General features: G+C 61.5%; 18 protein-coding genes. 4 read left to right on the top strand and 14 right to left on the bottom strand.

The genetic code is table 11. The features are described 5' to 3' along the window. From CAPSK01_RS09655 to CAPSK01_RS09645, 3 genes are all read left to right on the top strand, one after another. On the top strand, positions 1-1124 hold a 1124-nt coding region (locus CAPSK01_RS09655), incomplete at its 5' end, for a vWA domain-containing protein (protein WP_273703426.1). Then, on the top strand, positions 1121-1807 hold the full coding sequence (locus CAPSK01_RS22530; RefSeq protein WP_273703425.1) for a hypothetical protein: 687 nt from the start codon (positions 1121-1123) through the stop codon (positions 1805-1807). The genes CAPSK01_RS09655 and CAPSK01_RS22530, both read left to right, overlap by 4 nt. A gap of 39 nt (positions 1808-1846) precedes the next feature. Then, the gene (locus CAPSK01_RS09645; RefSeq protein WP_273703424.1) at positions 1847-3043 is read left to right on the top strand and encodes a toxic anion resistance protein; all 1197 of its coding nucleotides are present in this window, start codon (positions 1847-1849) and stop codon (positions 3041-3043) included. Positions 3044-3144: 101 nt separating this feature from the next. Here CAPSK01_RS09645 and CAPSK01_RS09640 read toward each other — a convergent pair whose 3' ends face one another. Then, positions 3145-3618, bottom strand: coding sequence for an Lrp/AsnC family transcriptional regulator (locus CAPSK01_RS09640; RefSeq protein ID WP_034925766.1), 474 nt, complete (start codon positions 3616-3618; stop codon positions 3145-3147). A gap of 165 nt (positions 3619-3783) precedes the next feature. On the opposite strand from CAPSK01_RS09640, the gene leuA reads away from it, so the two are divergent. Beyond that, positions 3784-5475 (top strand): 2-isopropylmalate synthase, encoded by a 1692-nt coding sequence (gene leuA / locus CAPSK01_RS09635; RefSeq protein WP_273703423.1) that lies wholly within the window; start codon positions 3784-3786, stop codon positions 5473-5475. 143 nt (positions 5476-5618) lie between these two features. Here the strand turns inward: leuA and CAPSK01_RS09630 are convergent, their stop codons facing one another. From CAPSK01_RS09630 to iscR, 13 genes are all read right to left on the bottom strand, one after another. After that, the gene (locus CAPSK01_RS09630; protein ID WP_034925763.1) at positions 5619-7850 is read right to left on the bottom strand and encodes an EAL domain-containing protein; all 2232 of its coding nucleotides are present in this window, start codon (positions 7848-7850) and stop codon (positions 5619-5621) included. Between the two features lie 18 nt (positions 7851-7868). Beyond that, positions 7869-8831 carry a histidine phosphatase family protein gene (locus CAPSK01_RS22525; protein ID WP_273703422.1) on the bottom strand — a complete coding sequence of 321 codons (963 nt, stop codon included), beginning with the start codon at positions 8829-8831 and terminating at the stop codon, positions 7869-7871. A gap of 245 nt (positions 8832-9076) precedes the next feature. Continuing rightward, a complete protein-coding gene (locus CAPSK01_RS09620) occupies positions 9077-10171 on the bottom strand; it encodes a PQQ-dependent sugar dehydrogenase (RefSeq protein WP_034925760.1) in 1095 nt (364 codons plus the stop codon). Between the two features lie 119 nt (positions 10172-10290). Further along, positions 10291-11874 (bottom strand): hypothetical protein, encoded by a 1584-nt coding sequence (locus tag CAPSK01_RS09615; protein ID WP_034925759.1) that lies wholly within the window; start codon positions 11872-11874, stop codon positions 10291-10293. Between the two features lie 329 nt (positions 11875-12203). Beyond that, complete coding sequence (iscX, locus tag CAPSK01_RS09610) at positions 12204-12398, bottom strand: Fe-S cluster assembly protein IscX (protein WP_034925758.1); 195 nt, start codon at positions 12396-12398, stop codon at positions 12204-12206. After that, positions 12395-12736, bottom strand: a complete 342-nt coding sequence (fdx, locus tag CAPSK01_RS09605) for an ISC system 2Fe-2S type ferredoxin (protein ID WP_034925757.1) — start codon at positions 12734-12736, stop codon at positions 12395-12397. The genes iscX and fdx overlap by 4 nt, the downstream gene beginning before the upstream one ends. Then, positions 12733-14634: a Fe-S protein assembly chaperone HscA gene (gene hscA / locus CAPSK01_RS09600; protein WP_034925756.1), complete on the bottom strand. Its 1902-nt coding sequence runs from the start codon at positions 14632-14634 to the stop codon at positions 12733-12735. Before hscA ends, fdx begins: the two co-directional genes overlap by 4 nt. Positions 14635-14682: 48 nt before the next feature. Then, positions 14683-15210 carry a Fe-S protein assembly co-chaperone HscB gene (gene hscB, locus CAPSK01_RS09595; RefSeq protein ID WP_034925755.1) on the bottom strand — a complete coding sequence of 176 codons (528 nt, stop codon included), beginning with the start codon at positions 15208-15210 and terminating at the stop codon, positions 14683-14685. Positions 15211-15309: 99 nt separating this feature from the next. Beyond that, positions 15310-15633, bottom strand: coding sequence for an iron-sulfur cluster assembly protein IscA (gene iscA / locus CAPSK01_RS09590; protein ID WP_034925754.1), 324 nt, complete (start codon positions 15631-15633; stop codon positions 15310-15312). 27 nt (positions 15634-15660) lie between these two features. Beyond that, positions 15661-16056: a Fe-S cluster assembly scaffold IscU gene (gene iscU / locus CAPSK01_RS09585; protein WP_034925753.1), complete on the bottom strand. Its 396-nt coding sequence runs from the start codon at positions 16054-16056 to the stop codon at positions 15661-15663. Between the two features lie 28 nt (positions 16057-16084). Further along, positions 16085-17296 (bottom strand): IscS subfamily cysteine desulfurase, encoded by a 1212-nt coding sequence (locus CAPSK01_RS09580; RefSeq protein ID WP_034925752.1) that lies wholly within the window; start codon positions 17294-17296, stop codon positions 16085-16087. A gap of 58 nt (positions 17297-17354) precedes the next feature. Continuing rightward, positions 17355-18512, bottom strand: coding sequence for a cysteine desulfurase family protein (locus tag CAPSK01_RS09575; protein WP_034925751.1), 1158 nt, complete (start codon positions 18510-18512; stop codon positions 17355-17357). A 12-nt stretch (positions 18513-18524) separates the two neighbouring features. Beyond that, entirely contained in the window at positions 18525-19016 is a 492-nt protein-coding gene (gene iscR / locus CAPSK01_RS09570; protein WP_034925750.1) for a Fe-S cluster assembly transcriptional regulator IscR, read from the bottom strand. Positions 19017-19049: the final 33 nt, after the last annotated feature.

Below are 19049 nucleotides of genomic sequence, written 5' to 3'. Positions count from 1 at the left end.
TCGCCGGCAAGGCCGAGGCGCTGGCGCCGGAGGATGTGAACCGCCACGCCATCGCCACCTTCCTGAAGGGTTACAAACTGAGCGGCGACAACTCCAGCTATTTGTCGGAGAAGTTCATCGAAGGCCAGGGGCCGCGCCTGAACGCTTTCATCAATTACGAGAGCTGGCTATTGAGTCTCAACGCCAGCGGCAAGCTGCGCGAAAAGCTGCTGCTGGTCTATCCGCGCGAGGGCGTGGCCACGGCCGACTATCCCTTGATGCTGCTCGACGAAGCGCGGCGCGAGGACTATCTCAAGCTGGTCGATTGGCTGAAGGGCAAGGAAGCCCAGACCTGGCTGGCGCAGCAGACCCTGCGCCGGCCGGTCAACAGCGAAGTGGCGGCGTCATTGGCGGGCCGCTTTACCAGCTCCGGCCTGCTCGTGGAACTGCCCTTCTCACCCAACCGGCAATTGGCCGACGGGCTGATCTCGGCCTATCTGAACGAGTTTCGCAAGCCGGTGGCGTCGACCTTCGTGCTCGACGTGAGCGGCAGCATGGGCAAGGAAAAGCGGCTGGAGCGCCTGATCGAGGTGATTCACTATGTGGCGGGCGATGACGCCTCGCTGACCGGGCGCGTCGCCCGCCTGAACGAGCGCGAAAAGGTCTGGCTGCTGCCGTTCTCGACCACGCCAGGCCAGCCCAGGCTGTTCGAAATTCCAGCCGGCAAACGTGCCGGCACGGGTCTTGCCGCCAGCCCCGAGTCAGCCGCCAAGGTCAAGGTCATGACCGCCGTGCGCGACTATGCCGACACCTTGCGGGCCGCTGGCGGCACCGCGCTGTACGACAGCGTGTTGCAAGCCATCCAGATGATGGCCGAACAGAAGAAGCTGCATCCTGATTACCAGTACTCGGTGATCGGTTTCACCGATGGCGAGAACTCCCATGGCCGCAGCTTCCAGGCTTTCCAACAGGATTATGCCCAATTGCCCGAGGATGCCCGGGCAATTCCGGTGTTCATGATCCTTTTCGGTGACGCCAAGGAATCCGAGTTGAAAGCCCTGGTCAAGATCACTGGCGGGCTCGTTTTTGATGCCCGCCATACGCCGCTCTACAGCGTCTTCAAGGACATTCGGGCCTACCAGTGAGTAGCCGATGGCGCGCCTGGACCGACCGCGCCCTGCGTGGTCTGAGCAGTGTGCCCAACGGGTGCGGGCTTGTCCTGGCCGCGCTACCGCTGTTGTTGAAGGGCGCTGGCCTGCTCGGCCCCGAGACCTACCTGCTCGCGCTGGGCGGCTATCTGGCAGGTTTTACCGCAGGCGGACTGCTGTTCGGCTTTCCTGTGCTGGGCAAAAGGCCCTGGGAGGACGAACTGAGCTTTGACGATAGTGGCGATGCTCGGCAGGTGATCGACACGGCTTTGAGCGGCATTCGCAGCCTGGTGAGGCATAATCCCGATCAGCGTCTCTCGAATATCCTGCAGCAGCGAGTGCTGGGCCTCTGTGATCGACTGGAGGGTCTGCTGAGCCAATGGGAAGGCAGCAAGGGGACGCTGTCGCTGGAAGAAGAGTTTCATGCGCGCCATCTGGCCAGCGCCTATTTGCCGCAGGCCTTGAAAACCTATCTGTCGATCCCGAAGGACTTCGCCAGCGAGCGCCTGCTCGAGAATGGCCGCACCGCCCACGACACCCTGGTGTTGGCGCTGGATGACTTGTCCACCAAGGTCGGGCAGTTGGCCGATGATCTGGCCGGCCAGGACGCGCAGGCCTTTCTGGCGCATTCGCGCTTTCTGGATGAAAAGTTTGGTACGCGTAAACAGGCGCTGCGTTAAAGCGCCGGGATTTTCTGCAACCTACAGGAGGATTTGGCCATGCGTATTGACCGACAATCCGGGACTGCCGCTGAACCTGCGTTTCGACTGACCCCGCCCGAGGTGATGGCGGCGGTGCATCAGGACCAGGCGGTGGAATTGGTCACCGTCAAGCCCGAACGCTTGCGCGAAATCGAACACCAGGTGGAGAGCTTTCTTGCTGTGCTGATGTCGGCAGACCTGCATTCGCAGGACTTCAAGGACAAGCTTGATCAAACGTTTGCGCTGGGTCGACAGGAAGTATCGGTATCGGCCGCGCTGCTGCAAGGCCGCCTGCTCGAAAAGAATTTCGTCAGCGCCAAGGATACGCCGGCCTTTCAGGCCATCTCCGAGTTGCGCGGCGAACTCGACAAGCTCAACCCCGGCAACCAGGGCAATCTGCTGGAGCCGAAGCGGCTCCTGGGCCTGATTCCCTGGGGCAATAAACTGCAGTCCTATTTCCGCCGCTACCAGACGGCAGCGACGCAGATCAAGGTCATCATGGGCCAGCTCTATGCTGCGCGCGACGAAGTGCAGAAAGACCTGGTTGCTCTGGAGTCACAGCGCGGCAGGATCTGGGACGGCATGCAGAAAATGGCCGAGGCAATCCGCTTCGCCGAAATGCTGGACACCCGCCTGGCACAGCAAGTCGAGGTGCTCAGGGCCACCGATCCGCTGCGCGCCAAGGCGCTCGAGCAGGAAGTGCAGTTCTACGCCCGCCAGAATCTGCAAGACATGTTGACCCAGCAGGCTGTCAACATCAATGGCTATCTGGCGCTGGACGTGATCAAAAAAACCGGCCGCGAACTGATGAACGGCTGCACCCGTGTGGCCACCACCGGCATGAGCGCCCTGGCAGTGGCGCAAACGGTGGCACGCGCCACGGGCAATCAGGTCGAGGTGATGGACATGCTGCAAGGCGTCAGCGGCACCATCGGTCGCCTGATTCAGCAAACTGGCGAGCAACTCAATGCGCATGTGTCAGAGACCACCCGGTTCGCCGAAAACCCGCTGTTGGGCATTGAAGAGATCAAGCAGATGTTTGCCCAGACCTATCAGGCGATGGACGCGATCGACGACTTCCGCAGCCAGGCGATCACGGTGATGGGCCGCAACAACGAGATCCTGCAAAGCGAACTCGCGCGCAGCAACGAATACCTCGACCGCGTGCGGCGGGAACGCGCCGGGCAGGCGATCAGGGGCGCGGCGGCGAGCTGAGCAGTGCAGGAAAAGAGGGGGGGGGTTCGTCGATGATCGTGTCGATCGTCGCCAGGCGGGTGGCCCGCAACCGGCAGGCGCCTCCCAGGCAATGGTGGACCTCACGGTTTGCCGCCAACCGGCAAGGCGGTCTTGTCCACCACCCGGCGCAACACGAAGCTCGAATGCACGCCGGTCACTCCCGGTATGCCGGTAATGCGATTGAGCAACAGGTCCTGATAGGCATCCATGTCCTTGACCACCACCTTGAGCTGGTAATCGGCGGCCTGGCCGGTAATCAGCAGGCATTCCATGACCTCGGGAATTTCCCGGATGGCCGCTTCGAGGTGACTGAAACGCTCGGGTGTGTGTTGGTCCATCGAAATGTGGATCAGCGCCATCAGTGACAGCCCGAGTGCCCTGGCATCGAGCAGCGCCCGGTAGCCGGTGATCAGACCCGCTTCTTCGAGGGCACGAACGCGACGCAGACAGGGGGATGGCGAAAGGCCGATACGGTCGGCGAGTTCCTGATTGCTGATGCGTCCCTCCTGCTGCAGGACCTGCAGAATCTGTCGGTCAAAGCGATCAAGGACCATGAAATCTCCCGTGAAGAGGATTAACCGCAGAACCTGCTTTTATAACCATATTTTAAGCAACTATCTGCTATATTTGTAGTGTAATGCGCACAAAAACGCAAACACCTGCCGGGCAATCCTGGGTAGCATTCTGTCCTGTCAGCAAACACTCAGGAGCCCACGATCATGTTGAACAACCCTTCACTCAAGTACAGCCCTTTCCCGGCGGTCAAACTCACTGATCGTCAATGGCCGGGTCGAACCCTCAGCGCGGCACCAATCTGGATGAGCACCGATCTGCGTGACGGTAACCAGGCACTTTTCGAGCCGATGAACGCGGAACGCAAGATGCGCCTGTTCCGCACCCTCTGCAAGATCGGCTTCAAGGAAATCGAGGTGGCCTTCCCTTCTGCCTCACAAACCGATTTCGACTTCGTTCGCGAGTTGATCGAAGGCGGCCATGTTCCCGACGATGTCAGCATCGAGGTGCTCACGCAGGCTCGCGAGCACCTGATCCGTCGCAGCATCGAATCGCTCAAAGGAGCGCGGCGGGCAATCGTGCATGTCTATAATGCCACCTCGAAGCCGTTCCGGGAGAATGTCTTTGCGCTGAGCAAGACTGAGGTCGTGGACATGGCGGTCGCCGCCGTACGCCTGATCAGGGAACTCACCGACGCACAACCGCAGACCGAATGGGTGCTCGAATACAGCCCGGAAACCTTCACTGCCACCGAACTCGATTTTGCCCTCGAAATCTGTGACGCGGTGACTGCCGCCTGGGGAGCGACTCCGGAGGACAAGGTGATCCTCAATCTCCCGACAACGGTCGAGGTGACGACACCGAACGTCTACGCGGATCAGATCGAGTGGATGCACCGCCACCTCGCGCGCCGTGACAGCATCATCCTCAGCGTGCATCCGCACAACGACCGCGGCACGGCGGTGGCTGCTGCCGAGTTGGCGATGATGGCCGGCGCCGAGCGCGTCGAGGGTTGCCTTTTCGGCAATGGCGAACGTACCGGCAACGTCGACCTCGTCACCCTGGCGCTCAATCTGTACACACAAGGCGTGCCGCCGGGTCTCGATTTCTCGGACATCAACGCCGTCGCACGTACCGTCGAGCACTGCAACCGCCTGCCGATCCATCCGCGCCACCCCTACGTCGGCGACCTGGTGTTCACGGCTTTTTCCGGATCGCACCAGGATGCGATCCGGAAAGGTTTTGCCGTGCAGCAGCCCGATGCCGCGTGGAGCATTCCCTATCTGCCGATCGACCCGGCCGACGTCGGCCGCAGCTACGATTCGGTGATCCGGGTCAATAGCCAGTCCGGAAAAGGCGGCATTGCCTACCTGCTCGAAGCCGAATACGGCGTCGTGCTGCCGCGTCGCCTGCAGGTCGAGTTTTCGCGGGTGGTACAGGCGCATACCGACAGCCATGGTGGGGAAATGAGCGCCGCCGACATCTGGCAATTGTTCTCCGAAAGCTATCTCGGCGTCGATCATCCGGTGCGCTACATCGAACACCACCTTTTCGAGCATGGTAGCGCCCAGGGCATCCGCCTCAGCGTCGAGATCGACGGCCGGGTGCACCTGCTGGCCGGCGAAGGCAATGGTCCCATCGACGCAGCGGTACAGGCACTGCGCGGCGCCGGTCTGGTCGTGCAGGTGCGCAGCTATGAAGAACGCTCGATGAGCAGCAGCGGCAGCGATGCCAGCGCCTGTGCGTTCATGGAACTGACGCGCGCCGGTAGCGCTGGCGAATGTTACGGCGTGGGCATCGATGCGAACATCGTGACCGCGTCAATCCGGGCCCTGGTGAATGGCGTCAATCGACTGGCCGCGAGCGCTTGCGTCGGCAGCAAAACACGGGCCGCATGAATGGTTCCGGGCGGGGGGCACGCAAGCGGCAACCGGCACGGCCAGTGCGACGCGTGGCAGGCTGATGGTAAAGGTGGTACCGGCATCGGCCACGCTGTCGACCTGGGTGCTGCCCCCGAGCAATTGGTCGAGACAGGAGCATTTCAAGCCTGGTTTCCTTTGTACCGGGCATGCCAGGCAATGAATTCGCTTTCCTGCATGGGGTGGCCGTAGTGGTAGCCCTGGGTCTCGTTGCAACCCAGAGCCATGACCAGCTCCTCCAGTTTCTGGTTTTCGACGCCCTCGGCGATGACCTGTAAACCCAGTTCCCGACCGAGGACGACGATCATGCGGGCGATGCGAGTACCGTTGTCGTCGCGTTCAAGGGCGCAGACGAAGCTGCGGTCGAGCTTGAGACGGTCGGCCGGCAGCTTGTCGAGATACGCCAGGGACGAGTAACCGGTACTGAAGTCATCGATGGCCACCGTCACTCCCAGAGCACGCAGGCGCTTGAGCAGGGCAATGACTGGTTCGAGGCCGCCGAAGGCGACCGATTCGGTGATTTCCAGTTCGAGATCGATGGGTCTGCTCCGGGTCAAGAACAGAGACTCGTTGACCGACTCGACGAAACCCGGTTGGCGAAGCTGTACCGGCGAAATGTTCACCGCCATCCGCAGGTCCGTACAACCGGCGACGCGAAAACGCTGCAGGGCCTGGAGGGCCGTCTGCAGCAGCCAGTGACCCATATCGACAATCAGCCCCGATTGCTCGGCAATGGGAATGAAGCTTTCCGGCGGCACCAGAGTACCGTCCTCGCGGCGCCAGCGCATCAGGGCTTCGACGCCGATGATGCGGCCGGAACTCAGTTCGATCTGAGGCTGATAGGTGAGGAACAATTGCTTCTGCTCGAAAGACAGGCGAAGGTCGTGCAGCAGATGTGCGCGCTCCCGAACTGCGCTGCCCAGTTCCTGAGAGAAGAGCACCGTCTGTCCCAGGCCAGCCGTTTTCGCCTGTTTCAGCGCCAGGTAGCTGTCTCTGATGTACTCGATCCCGGAACGTGGTCCGCTCTCCAATAGCGTGATGCCGACACAGGCGGATACTGGCTGGTGCACTCCCTCGATCACGAAAGGAGTCTGAAAACAGGCCTGGATGGTTTCCCCGTTGACCGCGATTTTCGGACCCATGACCGCGAAGGTATCGCCACCGAGGCGGGCGATGAAGACGTTGGCTGGCAGGTGCTCACCCAAGCGCTGGGCGGTCGCCTTGAGCATGGCATCGCCGTAGTCGTGACCGAGCAAATCATTGGCCAAAGCGAACTGGTCGATGTCGATGATGGCCAGGGCGCAACCGCTCCCCTGTTTCGCCATCATGCGCTGGTCGAGTTCGCAAACCAGGGCCGTGCGGTTGGGCAGACCCAACTGCCGGTCGAAGAAGGCATCACGGCGCAGTTTCATCACCAGTTCGATGTTCTTCGCACAGAGCGCGATGTTCGTGCAAAAGACCTTGAGCAGTTCCTGATCCACGTCACAGATGGACCTAGCCGAATCGATAAAGGCGGCGAAACCCTCTGCAGAGGTCTTGGCGAAGTAGAGCGTGATGTTATCGGGCTCAATGAGGCTGCGGCGCTCGTTCAGCGCTATCATCAGTTGACCGAGAATGCGTGGGTCGTCGATCTCGCACAGGCGCCGCTGGATGAGAGAGCGGAAATGGCCGGCCGCGGCGATGATGCGAAACTCGCGGCGATCATTGACCAAGGGACTGTCCTGGGAGGCAGCACAGCAGACCAGACCCTCCGGCTCGACACCAAGCAAGCCGGCAATCTGGGTAATGACGCCGTCGGCAAAGCTTTGCAATCCCTGCTCGGCGATGAACTGGTTACTGGCGGCGACGATCTTTTCCAGACCCCGGCGGGTGGCATCCAGGCGCAGCAATTGGTCGTAGGAACGAATCGCCGTGGTCAGGGTGATGAACAGCCTGTTCTGGGTCAGTTCGCTCTTGGTCTTGTAGTCGTTGATGTCGTAGCGGGAGATCGTCTCGGCTTCCGGCGCCTGGCCCGGCTGGCCGGTGCGCAAAATGATGCGACAGTTGGCCAGTTTGAGCTCGTTGCGAATGGTATCGACCATACGCAGGCCGGCATCGTCGCTTTCCATGACCACGTCGAGGAGAACCACCGCGATTTTTTCCGTGACCCGCAGAAGAGCCACTGCCTCGGCTGCCGAACTGGCATGAAACAGCCCGAGAGGACGATCGAGAATGATCATGTTGGCAAGAGCGAAGCGGGTCGCCTCATGCACGCCGGGATCGTCGTCCACCACCAGGATTCGCCACGGACAGGCCGCCCCGTCGTTAGCGAGCCCAGGCCCGTCCTCTTCGACGAAGATCAGGTCATCATCCAAAGTATGGTTACCTTCGTTTCAGCGTTTGCCGACCCGTTTGGCCAGTTTGTCGATCAGCTTGCGCAAGGCCCGCTCGTCGACCATGCCCCTGGCTTGCCCGGCCTTCAGCCAGCGCCGTTCGCGGTGGCTCTCTTCCCACTCGTCTTCGGGAACGCTTTCGCTGACTTCCATCGGAAACACCGCCACGTGGCAAACGCCGCCCCATTTCTTGTAATCGTAATGGCCAATCGGTTCGTCGTCGAGGCGACCGCGCACGCCTGCCTCCTCCAGTGCTTCCTTGCCGGCTGAATCACGCAAGGACAATTCCGGTTCCTTGACGCCCTTGGGGATCACCCAGCGAGTACCCTTGCGCGAGGCAATGACCATGATCTCCAGTTGGTCATCGATCCGACGATAGGGAAGCACTGCAGACTGGGTAAAGAAGTAGTCGGGAACGGGGCCCTGCGGCTCATTCTCTATGGCCAGATCGTCCGGCACCTGTCCGGGTCGGGTGACCGAGACCAGAGTAGCGCAGCCTGGCTCAAGCTTCGTCCAGTCTTCGATCATTCCCAGTTGGGCAAGCGCCGAAGTCGGCAGCACCTTGCCATCGTCCGGAACGTCGATCTGGCCTTCGTTCAGATAATCGATCAGTTCTTCAAGCCCCGGATTGTGTCCGACCACCATGACCCGGTGGGCGCTCTTCGGGCAATCGGCCAGCGCCGCCAGCAGATCTTCGACTGGCGCCGCATAGAGACGCTCGTCCCAGCGCACTTTGCTCAACGGGACCCCCATCGCCTTGCAGGCCGCCGCCGTCGTGGCGCGCGCGCGCTCGGCCGTGGAACTGAGGACCGCGTCCGGAACCAGTTTCTGGTGCTTGATCCAGGCCCCCATTTTCTGGCTGCCGAGACGACCTCGTTCGACCAGTGGGCGGTGAAAATCCTCTTGACCGGTGCTCCAGTCCGACTTACCGTGCCGCAATATCAGCAATGTCTTTCTCTTCATGGCGAAACTCTCCCCTCAGTGTTGGTCAACGAGGACCATCCCGGAATCCCGGTGTAGCCGCTCCTCACTGCGTATGATAAACGATTGTTCACGCCGGCGCGGAATCGGCATCCCGTCTTTTTGGCCTCCAATAGGTGGGACGGGTATTTGCGCTGGCGTCTTGCTGGCCAGCGCAGCCGGCTGATTTGCCCCGCCACCAGACCGGTGCCTGGCCTCGGCAACGGGCTTACCGAGGGCTGCCGCTTTCATGGTTTGCGCCAGGTGATGCGGTAGATGGCGCCGGCGTGATCGTCAGCGACCAGCAACGATCCGTCGGGCAGGGTTTGCACGTCGGCCGGGCGGCCCCAGGCAGACTGATTCTGCAGCCAGCCACTGGCGAAGGTCTCGTAGGCGACGGCGCGGCCCTTCTGTACGCGCACCAGACTGATGCGGTAGCCGATCTTGCTCGAACGGTTCCATGATCCGTGTTCGGCAATGAAGATCTGGTTGCTGTACTCGGCGGGAAACATGTTGCCGGTGTAGAAACGGATGCCGAGGCTGGCGACATGAGGACCAAGTTTTTGCGCCGGCGGTTCGAATTCGCTGCATCTGCGTTGCGCGCCAAATTCCGGATCGGCCAGCTCGCCGCCGTGGCAGTAGGGAAAACCAAAATGCATGGCCGGGCGCGGGGCACGATTGAGTTCATCAGGCGGCCTGTCGTCGCCCAGCCAATCGCGGCCGTTGTCGGTGAACCACAGGACGCCGTCCTCCGGACTCCAGTCGAAACCGACACTGTTGCGCACGCCACGTGCAAAGACCTCGCGGCCCGATCCGTCGGCATTCATGCGCAGGATGACGGCATAGGGGTCGCCGGGGGCGCAGATGTTGCACGGCGCACCGACGGGAACGTAGAGCTTTCCGTCCGGCCCGAAAGCGATGAACTTCCAGCCGTGATGGGTATCCTTCGGCAGGGAATCGGTGACGATGACCGGCGCCGGCGGCTGCTCCAGCCGGCGGTCGATATCGTCGTAGCGCAGGATGCGATTCACCGCTGCGACGTACAACGCGCCGTTCTTCCAGGCCAGGCCGGTCGGTAATAGCAGGCCGTCGGCGATACGCAGCACGGTGCGAGCATGATAGGCCGCATCGAAGCGCACCGCATGCACCTTGCCGGCGCGCATCGAGCCGACATAGAGGATGCCGCCGTTGGCATCAACGCCACCGAGCGCCATCTGGCGGGCATTGTCGACACGCGCCCAGAGTTCGATGGCAAAGCCCGGTGGCAGCTTGATGGTTTCCAGCGGCAGAGCCTCGGCCACACTGGCCCATGTCAGCAGGAGGAAGATGAGGAATGGTCTCATGGCAGAAGCAAGTTCTTCAGGACAAGGGTCGGCACGGTCGCCTTGCCTGCCGGAAAATCCACCATGTGGACCGGCAGGTGACTTCCGGGGATTCTCGGTCAACCAGCCGTACCAACCCTTCAGCGCCTCAGATACGACAGCATCTTCGGCAGCACCACGTTATTGCCGAAGCCATCCTCGCCGTAGCCAACCCTGGCCAGGGCGTCCACATCGGCCAGGACGCGCTTGTCGCCAATAAAGGTGACGGTCAGATCGGTGCGGATGTCGAGTTGTCCCGTGGCCTGCAGGCGTGCAACCTCGGCGACGGTGTTTTCGAGGACGCCGCCTGCACGGCGACCGATCTCTTCGGAGATCTCGAGCGGCTGGCGGTAGAGAATCACCTTGCCTTCGCCGGACAGCCGATGCACGATGGCCAGCACGGCGGCAGCGATTGCCGAGGGTTCCAGTGTGCCCTCCTGGTCGGGATGGACGCGAGCGATTTCCGTTGCCAGCCAGCGCCGCTTGCGCGCATTGATGGTTTCGTTGGCGCGGAAGAGGTCGAGCGGCGAGCCGGCGTCGAAGAGCTTGCCGTCCAGATCCATCTGCACCTCGCTGCCGTAATGCGCAACGATGCGCGCCACCAGATTCGATGGCCGCACGTGGAAGCCCCGGTAGCTGGGCACTGGAACCTCCAGCCGCCCCGGCTCGGCATAGCGGCGCAGGATGTTCTGGCTGAGACGCTGGCCGCCGTCGAGAAAATCGCTCGAGAAGGCCATGGCGTAGGCGAACAGGGTGGCCATGATGACGTCGCTATCGACCACCGGCCGTTCGCACAGCAGACCGTCGCCAGTCTGCGGGCTGACGTGCCGCTCGTAGTAATGGGCTAGGTCAGTAGCGATCTTGAGCAGATGATAAATGACGCTGGCGTGACCGCGCAGGATCGACAGATCCGGGTCCAAGGTCTCGATCCAGGTTCTGGAAACGTGGGTATCGTAGAGTGACTGAAGGTTGTGGAAACGGAAGCTGAGCTGGCGCAGACGTTCCTCACTGACCGGATCCGGGAAACAGAGCGCATAGTCCTGCGGTGGCACGCGGGCCGAGGTGCGCAACAGCTCGCTTTCCGCCGCCAGATTGAGGAACTCCGTTGCCAGATAGGTGACGGTGGTGCTCGCGTCGGTGGTGATGCGGTCGTCGCAGTTGCGGGCCAGGCGACCAGACGGCAACTGTTCGGTAAAATTCTCTGGCATCGGGACAATGTCGGCGATCTCGACGCCGAGCAACCGTGCTTCCTCCAGCAGACTGGCAGCGACCGTGGTGACGACGCCGCTCACGAGGCACAAGCGTTCGCCAGTCGCAGCGTGAAAATCGGCGTCCACCGCCAGCAAGCTGTAGGTCGGCAGGCGACGCTGCACGTGGGCGAGTGCCCGACCGATGCGCGCGAAGTTGCGCAGCGCCGCGACGAGGGCCCGCAAACGGCTCCAACGGCGGTTCTGGGAAGCCCCATACTCGTCGAGCAGCTCTTCCATCTGGCCCGATTCGAGCAGCAGCCGACCACTCAGCAGTCGCGTCAGGGCGAGCTCGCCGACGCCTCTGTCAGTCAGGCCGCGGGCGAGTTCGAGCAGTGGCCGGCCACGGGCTCGGATCAGCTCACGAAACTGCTGGTCGTCGATCAGCTGCTCTCCCGTCTTTGCGGCGGAGAAGTCGCGACCGATTGAATCGTTCATGATGTGCTTTTCCTCTGCTGACGCGGGAGTACACGCGAATGGTCGGCATTTTCCGGATTTCGCGCCAATCGGCAAGTCTAATGCTGAGGGCGCCAGATTTCCTCCCTCAGCCCGGAGGAAGCGTAAGCGAGGGAACGGCTACGCCCGGACTTCGTCCACCCTTGACATCTCCGCCCCCTCAAACCGGCAAGGCCACCGCCCGTTTCCACACGAAACGACATAGCGCCTGTTGCAGCAGCCGTCCCGAAAAAATCCGTTTATCGGTTTCTCGCTGCTGGCTCCCGGTGGTCCGCCGAGAACGTTGCCCTGGCCGCCCATGTCGTCGGGTTTCATGTCAACTCGTCGATCCAGGCTTGCTGGATCGCCTCGAGGATTTTCTCGCCACAGTGTCTGGAATCTTCCTCAAAACCTGGCAGGGCGAGCACCCAGTTCATCAGGTCGACGAAGTTGATCTTCAGCGGGTCGACCTCGGGATGCATTTCCACGAGTTCGACGGCGATTTCGTTGATGTCGGTCCATTTCATCGATGGCCCTCCTTGGTCATGTTGATCGAGTAACGCGGGATCTCGATCACCAGCGACGCTGCATTGACGATCACCTGACACGACAGACGTGAATTCGGTTCGAGACCCCAAGCCTTGTCGAGCAGGTCGTCCTCGACTTCATCGGAAGGTTCGAGGTCGGCGAAGCCTTCACGCACGATGACATGGCAGGTGGTGCAGGCACAGGACATTTCGCAGGCATGCTCGATGGCAATGCCGTTTTCGAGCAGGTTCTGGCAGAGCGACTCGCCCGGCCTGGCGTCGATCACGGCGCCGTCAGGACAGAGTTCGATGTGCGGCAGAACGATGACCTGGGTCATACGGTCTCCCCCGTTCTTGCCTCGCCAGCCTCGCTGCCCAGATCGCTGATGTTGCGGCCGGTGAAAGCCTGTCGGATCGATTTGTCCATGCGTCGTGCAGCGAAATCCTGGGTGTCGGCTTCGAGTTCGTCGATTGCCAGCATGATCTGGCGGCGCTTGTCACCGCGTACCGCCGCCTGCAGCTTGCCGATGTCGTGGTCGATGCGAGCCCGTTCGTCGGCGCTCAGCAGATCTCCGTCGCGGGCCAGCGCCGAGCTGACTGCCTCGACCAACCGTTCGGCATCGACCTGCGTTTCCTTGAGCGCACGTTGCAGCGCGTCATCTCTGACGTGCACCAGAGAGTCCTTGAGCATGCCGGCAATTTCGTCGTCGGACAGTCCGTACGAGGGCTTGACGACGATGCTCGCTGCGACGCCAGAAGCCTTTTCACGGGCGGTCACTGCCAGCATGCCATCGGCGTCGACCTGAAAAGTGACGCGGATGCGGGCGGCGCCAGCAACCATCGGTGGAATCCCGCGCAACTCGAAGCGCGCCAGCGAACGGCAATCGCTGACCAGCTCGCGCTCACCCTGTACGACATGCAGGGCGAGCGCTGTCTGGCCGTCGCGAAAGGTCGTGAATTCCTGCGCGCGTGCCGTCGGAATCGTCGAATTGCGGGGAATGATCTTCTCGACCAGACCGCCCATGGTTTCGAGACCCAGCGACAATGGAATGACATCGAGCAGCAGCCAGTCGTCGCCGGCCAGGCCATTGCCGGCCAACAGGTTGGCCTGTTTGGCCGCTCCGATGGCGACGACCTTGTCGGGATCAAGATTGTTCAGCGGGTCCTGGCGGAAAAAATCACCAACGGCGCGCTGCACCTGCGGCATCCGCGTGGCGCCACCGACCATCACCACGCCCTTGACTTCAGCGACCGACAGACCGGCATCGCGCAACGCCTTCTTGACTGGTTGCATGGTCTTGGCCACCAGGGTCTGGGTGATCTCGGCAAAGATTTCGGTGGTCAGCGTCAGATCGACCTGTTCGCCACTATTTAGGCGCGCGTTGATCTGGGCAACGCCGTGAAAGGTCAAATATTCCTTGGCTTCGCGAGCGCGCGTCAGGAGCATCCGGGCATCCTCGACCGACAAGGGTTTGAGCCCGGCGGCTTCAAGGATCCAGCAGAAGATGCGATGGTCGAAATCGTCACCACCCAGTGCCGAGTCGCCACCGGTCGCCAGCACTTCGAAGATGCCGCGCGACAGTCTGAGGATCGAGATATCGAAAGTGCCACCGCCGAGGTCATAGACGGCATAAACGCCTTCGGCGGCGTTGTCGAGACCGTAGGCAATCGCTGCTGCAGTCGGCTCGTTGAGCAGGCGCAGTAGCGGCAGTCCCGCCAGCCTGGCGGCATCCTTGGTGGCCTGCCGCTGTGCATCATCGAAGTAGGCAGGAACGGTGATCACCGCACCGAGCAGTGCGCCCCCCAGCGAAGCTTCGGCACGCAGGCGCAGAGTGCGCAGGATCTCGGCCGAGACTTCGACCGGGCTCTTCAGCCCGGCGGCGGTGTGTAAGCGCAACATTCCGGGAGCATCGTCGAACAGATAGGGCATGCCTTCGCGATGGGCAAGGTCCTGCAAGCCGCGGCCCATGAAGCGCTTGACTGAGACGATGGTGTTACGCGGATCGAGAGCCTGTTTCGCCTGTGCTTCGTAGCCAACCTCGCTGTGTCCGTCAGGCAGGTAGCGCACCACCGAGGGCAGCAGGGGACGCCCGAGTTCGTCACCAAGGATGGCCGCCAGGCCACTGCGTACCGTTGCAACCAATGAGTTGGTGGTACCGAGGTCAATGCCGATCACCAGCCGGTGCTGGTGCGGTGCAGTGGACTCGCCCGGTTCTGCAATCTGTAACAATGCCATGAAGAAGTTCCTGGTGCTTGTGGCTGGTGATTCGGCGCAGTGGGTTGGCTATTCTTCGCAGGCCGCCATCGCATCGTCGATCTCGGCGAGCAGCTTCTCCAGGAACATCAGTCGCCGCACACGGTCGGCGGCTTGTTCCAGGTCATGCCCATCGTCGAGCAGGACGGCGATCTCCTCGTAGCGCTCTCGGATGTCACGCTGCAGACGATGGTGCAAACGCTCGAGTTCGTGGTGTTCGCCGGCGGCGCGCGCTTCGGCAGCCGCCTCGCGCCATTCCATCTGCTCGATCAGGAAATCCGCCGGCATCAGGGTATTGTTGTCGCCCTCGATGTCGTGTGCGGCCAGATGCAGCAGGTATTTCGCCCGCGACAGGGGTTTCTTGAGCGTCTGGTAGGCTTCATTGATCCGAGTCGCCCACTGCAGCGAGAGCCGTCGTTCAGCCTCGCCGGCACTCGCAAATCGGTCGGGATGCACCCTGGACTGGATTTCTCGGTAGCGATGGTCGAGCACCGCTGCGTTGAGCCGAAAGGCGACCGGCAACTCGAAGAGGGTGAAGTGATCGGCGTTGAATTCCATTTTTTCCCGGCAGCACAGCTTCACTCAGTTCGGAGTGGTGCGCGTGGCTTTCACATTCACCAACCAGCCTGTCGCTCCCCTTCCCATTTTGTCTGCGAATTACACGTTGAAACTTTCGCCGCAGCCACAAGCGTCCTTGACGTTCGGGTTGTTGAAGCGGAATCCTTCGTTCAGGCCCTCGCGCGCGTAGTCGAGTTCGGTTCCGTCAAGATAGGGAAGGCTTTTCGGATCGATCAGAACCTTGACGCCGTGCGATTCGAACTCGATGTCATCCGGTCGCGCGTTATCAGCAAATTCGATCTGGTAGGCCATCCCGGAGCAACCGCTAGTGCGCACGCCGAGGCGCAGCCCGATGCCTTTGCCGCGCCTGACCATGAAATTCGCAACGTGGCGGGCGGCCTGTTCAGAAAGCGTCACTGCCATGCAAAAACCTCCTGCTGTACTGGTCTGTCAAGCCGGGACCGGCTCGCCGTGCTTTTTCTTGTAATCAGCCACCGCCGCCTTGATCGCATCCTCGGCGAGAATCGAGCAGTGGATCTTGACCGGTGGCAGCGCCAGTTCGTCGGCGATCTGGGTGTTCTTGATGTCCAGCGCCTGATCAATGGTCTTGCCCTTGACCCACTCGGTCACCAGCGAAGACGAAGCAATCGCCGAACCGCAGCCGTAAGTCTTGAATTTGGCGTCTTCGATGACGCCGCCCTTGCCGACCTTGATCTGCAGCTTCATCACGTCACCGCAAGCGGGTGCACCGACCATGCCGGTGGCCACACCCTCCTCTTCCTTGCCGAACGATCCGACGTTACGGGGATTCTCGTAGTGATCCAGAACCTTGACACTGTACGACATGCTGTTTCTCCTTCAATACATTCATTCATCAATGAGCGGCCCACTGGACCGTACTCAGGTCGACTCCATCCTGCACCATTTCCCACAGCGGCGAGAGTTCGCGCAATCTGCCGATCTTGTCGTGCAGGAGCTTGATCGCGTAGTCGATGTCCTCCACGCTGGTAAAACGGCCAAGCGTGAACCGGATTGAACTGTGCGCAAGTTCGTCATCGCGACCGAGCGCGCGCAGGACGTACGACGGTTCGAGCGAGGCCGAAGTACATGCCGATCCGGACGACACCGCGAGATCCTTGATCGCCATCAGCAACGATTCGCCTTCGACGTAGGCGAAGCTGATATTCAGGTTGTGCGGCACCCGGCGCTCCATGTCGCCATTGACATAGACATGCTCGATGTCCGACAGCCCTTTGAGCAGGCGATCACGCAGCATGCGGATGCGCTCGTTCTCGGCACCCATCTCCAGACGTGCCAGGCGAAAAGCCTCACCCATGCCGACGATCTGGTGCGTTGCCAGGGTCCCGGAGCGGAAACCGCGCTCGTGGCCACCGCCATGCATCTGCGCGTTCAGGCGAACGCGCGGTTTGCGCCGCACGTACAAGGCGCCGATCCCTTTCGGGCCGTAGGTCTTGTGCGCCGAGAAACTCATCAGATCGACCTTGAGCGTCGCGAGATCGATCGCCACTTTGCCGGTCGCCTGCGCCGCATCGACATGGAACATGATTCCCCTGCTACGGCAGATCTCGCCGATCTCGCTGATCGGCTGGATGACGCCGATCTCGTTATTGACGAACATCACCGAGGCAACGATCGTATCCGGGCGCAGTGCCGCCTTGAACACCTCAAGGTCGAGCAGACCGTCGTTCCTGACGTCGAGATAGCTAACTTCAAACCCCTGTCGCTCGAGTTCGCGGCAGGTATCGAGAATGGCTTTGTGCTCGGTCTTGACCGTCACCAGATGCTTGCCCTTGCCGGAGTAGAAATGCGCCGCGCCCTTGAGCGCCAGGTTGTTCGACTCGGTCGCACCGGAGGTCCAGACGATCTCCTTGGGGTCGGCATTGACCAGTCTGGCCACTTCTGCACGCGCTTCTTCGACCGCAGCCTCGGCTTCCCAACCGAAAGAATGTGAGCGCGAAGCGGCGTTGCCGAATTTCTCGAACAGATAAGGAATCATCTTTTCCGCCACGCGTGGATCGACCGGCGTCGTGGCGGAATAATCGAGATAGATAGGCAGTTTCAACATTGCTCTTGCTCCGGGTTGTTCAGGTTCTTGCAGATTTTCAGTTCGCCTTCTGGCACGCTCAAGCAGTCATTGCGGTCAGCCGCTGCAAGCCGGCGACAGTGGCCTGCAGGGTTTTCAGAAAGCCGGCGACCTGTTCTCCGCTATTGCCGCCACCGAGACTGACGCGGACCGCGCCACGGGCCAGCCCGGGATCAACCCCCATCGCCCGCAGCACATGCGATGGCTCGGGATTGGCACTCGAACAGGCCGCGCCGCTGGCGACTGCGTAGCCGGCGCGGTCCAGGTATCCGACCAGCGTTTCGCCATCGAGTTCAGGGAACGAGAAATAAACGGTGTTCGGGAGGCGCTCGGCAGCCTGGCCAAAGAGTGTCGCGCCGAGGCCGGTGAGGCCAGCTTCAAGCCGCCTGCGCATTTCAAGCAGCGGCTTCGCCAGCGTAGCTTGGCGCTCTGCAGCCAGGGTACAGGCGACGCCGAAACCGACGATTGCCGCTACATTCTCGGTCCCCGAACGTAGTCCGCGTTCGTGGCCACCACCGGCAATCAGCGGCTCCAGTTCGACGCGCTTGTCGAGCACCAGCGCCGCTGCACCCTTGGGGCCGCCGATCTTGTGTGCCGACAAGGTCAGCGCATGCACGCCAGCGGCATTGAGACGACGAAAATCGACGGCCAGCTTGCCCACCGCCTGCACCGCATCGGTGTGAAACCAGGCGCCGGCCATGCGCGCGTACTCGGCGAGTGATTCGAGATCCTGCAACACGCCGGTCTCGTTGTTGGCCAGCATCACCGAAACGATCTTCGGCTTTCGGGCCATGATCGCCGCGAAGTTGCCGATATCGACCCGGCCGCTGGCGTCGACCGTCAGCTTCTCGAGTGTCCAGCCATGTTTGCACAATTGCTCGGCAGGTTTGATCACACAAGGGTGCTCAATCGCGCTGACGGCCAGCAGACCAGGCTTCAAACAAACTGCGGCACCCTTGATGAACAGATTGTTGGCTTCCGAACCGCCACTGGTAAACACCACTTCGCTTGCATGCGCACCGACTGCCGCAGCGACCTGGTCACGCGCCTCGTCAATCGCCCGCCGTGCCGCACGCCCATATTCGTGCCGGCTCGAGGCATTGCCGAACCGCCCCGAAAGATAGGGCAGCATCGCCTCGAGTACCGCCGGGTCGGGCGGGGTACTGGCATTGTGGTCGAGATACACGGGCGCGAACATGGCGGTCAACGCTCAGCTTTCAAGGGCAACGGCCTTGGCGCGTGCCCGCGGCCTGCTCCGGCGCGCATCATGGACAACGGCGGCCTTGCCGCCGGTTCTCTGGAGTTGTTGATTGACGAGCTCGGCTAGCGTCACCGAACTGAGAAACTCGTACATCTTGTCGTTGAGCGTCGACCATAACTCGTGCGTCATGCAGCGCTCATCGTCGTGACAGTTCTCGCGGCCACCGCATTGCGTCGCATCGAGTGGTTCATCGACGGCACGGATGATGTCGGTAACCGTCATCTCGCTGGTTGGTCGCGCCAGACAGTAGCCACCACCGGGGCCGCGCACGCTTTCGACGAGGCCATAGCGGCGTAGCTTGCCAAACAGTTGCTCCAGATAGGAAAGGGAAATCTTCTGGCGATCGCTGATTCCGGCCAGAGACACCGGACCTTCGCTGCAGCGCAGCGCCAGGTCGATCATCGCAGTAACTGCGAAACGTCCTTTGGTAGTTAGTCGCATGGCTCCTCCACGGATATTAGTAGTTGATCAGGT

This window comes from Candidatus Accumulibacter vicinus (assembly GCF_000584955.1).
Classification (GTDB): Bacteria; Pseudomonadota; Gammaproteobacteria; order Burkholderiales; family Rhodocyclaceae; genus Accumulibacter; species Accumulibacter vicinus.
This window is presented reverse-complemented; position numbering and strand designations above follow the sequence as displayed.

What these genes read in the sequence shown, in the direction of transcription:
- fdx (WP_034925757.1), bottom strand. Translation starts at nt 12,736, where the DNA reads ATGACCCAGGTCATCGTTCTGCCGCACATCGAACTCTGTCCTGACGGC.
- CAPSK01_RS09620 (WP_034925760.1), bottom strand. Translation starts at nt 10,171, where the DNA reads ATGAGACCATTCCTCATCTTCCTCCTGCTGACATGGGCCAGTGTGGCC.
- CAPSK01_RS09580 (WP_034925752.1), bottom strand. Translation starts at nt 17,296, where the DNA reads ATGTTGAAACTGCCTATCTATCTCGATTATTCCGCCACGACGCCGGTC.
- hscA (WP_034925756.1), bottom strand. Translation starts at nt 14,634, where the DNA reads ATGGCATTGTTACAGATTGCAGAACCGGGCGAGTCCACTGCACCGCAC.
- iscA (WP_034925754.1), bottom strand. Translation starts at nt 15,633, where the DNA reads ATGGCAGTGACGCTTTCTGAACAGGCCGCCCGCCACGTTGCGAATTTC.
- iscR (WP_034925750.1), bottom strand. Translation starts at nt 19,016, where the DNA reads ATGCGACTAACTACCAAAGGACGTTTCGCAGTTACTGCGATGATCGAC.
- hscB (WP_034925755.1), bottom strand. Translation starts at nt 15,210, where the DNA reads ATGGAATTCAACGCCGATCACTTCACCCTCTTCGAGTTGCCGGTCGCC.
- CAPSK01_RS09615 (WP_034925759.1), bottom strand. Translation starts at nt 11,874, where the DNA reads ATGAACGATTCAATCGGTCGCGACTTCTCCGCCGCAAAGACGGGAGAG.
- iscU (WP_034925753.1), bottom strand. Translation starts at nt 16,056, where the DNA reads ATGTCGTACAGTGTCAAGGTTCTGGATCACTACGAGAATCCCCGTAAC.
- CAPSK01_RS09645 (WP_273703424.1), top strand. Translation starts at nt 1,847, where the DNA reads ATGCGTATTGACCGACAATCCGGGACTGCCGCTGAACCTGCGTTTCGA.
- CAPSK01_RS22525 (WP_273703422.1), bottom strand. Translation starts at nt 8,831, where the DNA reads ATGAAGAGAAAGACATTGCTGATATTGCGGCACGGTAAGTCGGACTGG.
- CAPSK01_RS09575 (WP_034925751.1), bottom strand. Translation starts at nt 18,512, where the DNA reads ATGTTCGCGCCCGTGTATCTCGACCACAATGCCAGTACCCCGCCCGAC.
- CAPSK01_RS09640 (WP_034925766.1), bottom strand. Translation starts at nt 3,618, where the DNA reads ATGGTCCTTGATCGCTTTGACCGACAGATTCTGCAGGTCCTGCAGCAG.
- iscX (WP_034925758.1), bottom strand. Translation starts at nt 12,398, where the DNA reads ATGAAATGGACCGACATCAACGAAATCGCCGTCGAACTCGTGGAAATG.
- leuA (WP_273703423.1), top strand. Translation starts at nt 3,784, where the DNA reads ATGTTGAACAACCCTTCACTCAAGTACAGCCCTTTCCCGGCGGTCAAA.